The sequence below is a fragment of the Actinoplanes sp. NPDC048791 genome, from assembly GCF_040650095.1.
Lineage (GTDB): Bacteria > Actinomycetota > Actinomycetes > Mycobacteriales > Micromonosporaceae > Actinoplanes.
Window position 1 is genome coordinate 1 of record NZ_JBEZGQ010000990.1, and the last position, 3,063, is coordinate 3,063.

The following is a 3,063-nucleotide window of genomic DNA, read 5'->3' on the forward strand; positions in this document are numbered from 1 at the left end:
GGGCGGCCGGCGCCACGCCGGCCGGTCCGGTCCGAATGCAGAGAGGCACGTGCCGACGCTGGCCACGTGCCGGTGATACGCCCGGTAGGCCTCCGGTAGATCGAGATATGACGATGTAACCGTTCGCCCCGGGGGGTCGGGAGAGCGCAGGGGCCGGGAAAGCGCAACGGCCGATCTGTCGCCGGGGTTCTTGTTACTCTGACAGCAAGGTGGCCGCCATGAACCCGATCGTGATCCTCACCGCCCTGGAGGTCGAGTACGCCGCCGTCCGGGCCACGCTCGCCGATCTCCGTCAGCCGCCGCCGGTCTCCGGCACCCGCTTCGAGATCGGCTCGCTCGGCGGAGGTGCGGGCGAAGTTGTGCTGGCCCTCACCGGTGCGGGCAACCACGGGTCGGCCGTCATCGCCGAGCGGGCCATCCGCGAGTTCACCCCGGCCGCCGTCCTCTTCGTCGGCGTGGCCGGGCGGCTGCACCCCGGCCTGGCGCTGGGAGACGTCGTGGTGGCCACCCATGTGTACGCGTACCACGGTGCTGCCGCCCGTACCGGTGGTCTGAAGTCCCGGCCCCGGGTCTGGGAGCTCGACCACGGCATCGATCAGGCCGCCCGCCAGATCGCCCGACGGGTGGATCGGGCCCGCAATCTCCGCGTGGGCGCGGAGGGCCCGCGGGTGCACTTCGGACCGGTGGCGTCGGGCGAGGTCCTGCACGACGCGAAGGTCTCCCAGCCGCTGCGGTGGCTCCGGGAGCACTACGACGACGCGCTGGCCATCGAGATGGAGGCCGCCGGGGTCGCCAAGGCCGGGCACCTCAGCGCGGCCCCGGTGGCCGTCGTGCGGGCGATCAGCGACTTCGCCGACGGCACGAAGTCCGGCACCGACGGCGAGCAGTGGCAGGCGAAGGCGGTGCGCAACGCGGCGACCTTCGCGACCGCCCTGGCCGCCGACCTGATCGCGCACCATCCGGGCCGGGCCGGACAGGACCGTTACAGACCGGAGGTTCAGGTGAGCACGAAGGGCGGCAGCCACGGCGTGGTGGCCGGGATCATCAACGGCGGCGTCCACAACGACCAGCGGACCGGCCCGGCCTGGCGTGAGGAAAGAGGCTGGTCGTGAACGGCGACGGCGGTGGCCCGACAGTCACGGCGAACGGCGGCAGCCACGGCGCGGTGGCCGGCACCGTCCACGGCGGCGTCCACAACAACTACTACCAGGTCCCGCGGGGCGCCTCGCCGTGGGAGAAGTTCGACATCGCGCTGCGCTACCTCGCCTCGGGACAGGCCACGACCGCGCGCAAGCTGCTGGCCGAGGTCACCGTCGAGATCCGCGGCTCGACCAAGGTGTGGTTCCACTGGCTGCTCGCGTTCTTCAGCGAACGGACGCTGTGGGAGCTGACGGTCGAGGACCGGGCCGCGCACAAGGCAGCCCTCGACCAGATCGACGAGCTGCCGCGGGAGTACTGGACGCCGGGCATCGACGCGATCCGGCACCTGGTGTCCGCCAGCAAGTCCCGCAACGCCGACCACGCCGCGATCACGCTGGTCCGGCGCGAGATCGAGGACCTCGACGCCGCGATGCGCAAGGAGGTGCTGCGGCACCTGGAGCGGGTCCTGCAGGGCTCGCTCAAGGACGAGCTGTGGCACGAGGACGTCCGGCAGGCCGAGGCCGGCCGGTGCGCCGAGCGCCGCCGGGAGCGGGTGTGGAAGTTCTTCGAGCCCGACCCGGCGCAGCCCCGGACCCGGCCGGTGCGCCCGGTCGACGTCTCCGGCGGCGACCTGGCCGCCGCCTCGGTGCTGGCCACCGCCGTCTCGGGTGCCGTCGCGATGATCGGCTGGCTCGCGCTCCAGCGCGACGACACTTCCGCGATCATCGCGCTCACGGTGGCCCTGATCGCGGCCGGCGTCGCGGTCACCAACGGCGCGGAGTGGCGGTTCCGCGTCGACCGGCTGCGCGCGGAGAAACGGCAGCTACGGGCGCAACGGCTGCCCAGCGACGCCGCCCGCCCGGGCGGTTTCACCTATCAAGTGGACCGGCTCTACATGCGGTACGCCGACAGGTACGCCCCCAAAGGCCCCGACCGGGCCGCCTGGCTCGTCGACGCGTACGGGCCGATGAGCCGGCTCCGCGACGAACTGGTCGAGGTCTACCGCGAGAAGCGGGTCAAGGCCGAGGCCGTCAAGTGGCTCATCCGGTTCCAGGTGCGCGAGCTGCGGCGCGAGTGGGACGCCGGGGCGCTCGTCGAGCAGCATCGCCGCTGGACCGTCCCCGCGGCGGTGAAGGCCTTCACCATCACCGCGGCTCTGATGGTGGCAGCCGGCCTGATGTGGGGGATCCAGTCCGCCGCCCGGCAGAACCTGCTCCAGACCGCCGGAGCTCTCGTCGCGCTCATCGCCGCGGGCTGGACGGTGGCGATCGTCGGGCTGCGGATCCTGGCGGAGAACAAGCGGGTGGTGGTCGACGAGTCCGAACGCGAGCAGCGCGAGACGACGTACTGGTTCGAGTACCAGCGGTGGGAACGGCGGCTCTCCGACCGGCCCCAGGACATGGAGATGGCGCAGTGGCTGGACTGCGACCGCCGGATCCTGTTGCAGCACGCCCTCGCGGCGTACCAGCTGAAGTGGAGCGACATCAGCGCGTACGCGTCGATGGAGGCCCGCGGCGACGGCAGCAAGCGGGCCCGCGCGAAGAACGGCCCGTGGCGGTACTCCCGCTACAAGCTGCTGGTGTTCCTGCTGACCGCCGACGGGGTCCGGCAGATCTCCGTCGACCTGGACTTCGCGCAGACCACCTTCCACCACTGGGAGCGCACCAACTACCGCTACGACGCCGTGGCCGCGGTCCGGGTCACGACGCTCGACAACGGCGCCCGCGAGTTCCAGCTGTTCCTGGTCAACGGCGCGGACATCGAGGTCGCGGTGACCGAGCCGGGGCAGGCCGGCGCGGACGAGGACTCGCGCATCCTGGCCGACGGCGCGCAGGACGCCACGGGGCTGCGCAACACCCTGTTCGTGCTCGAGGGCGTCGCCGCCGAGGGGCGCAGCTGGTGGGCCGGGCCGGCGTACCGGCG

General features: G+C 72.4%; 2 protein-coding genes. Both read left to right on the forward strand.

Annotated elements, in window-relative coordinates; genetic code table 11:
- Positions 1-218: 218 nt before the first annotated feature.
- On the forward strand, positions 219-1,112 hold the full coding sequence (locus tag AB0C29_RS40965; RefSeq protein ID WP_360832502.1) for a 5'-methylthioadenosine/S-adenosylhomocysteine nucleosidase: 894 nt from the start codon (positions 219-221) through the stop codon (positions 1,110-1,112).
- On the forward strand, positions 1,109-3,063 hold a 1,955-nt coding region (locus tag AB0C29_RS40970), incomplete at its 3' end, for a hypothetical protein (RefSeq protein WP_360832505.1). The genes AB0C29_RS40965 and AB0C29_RS40970, both read left to right, overlap by 4 nt.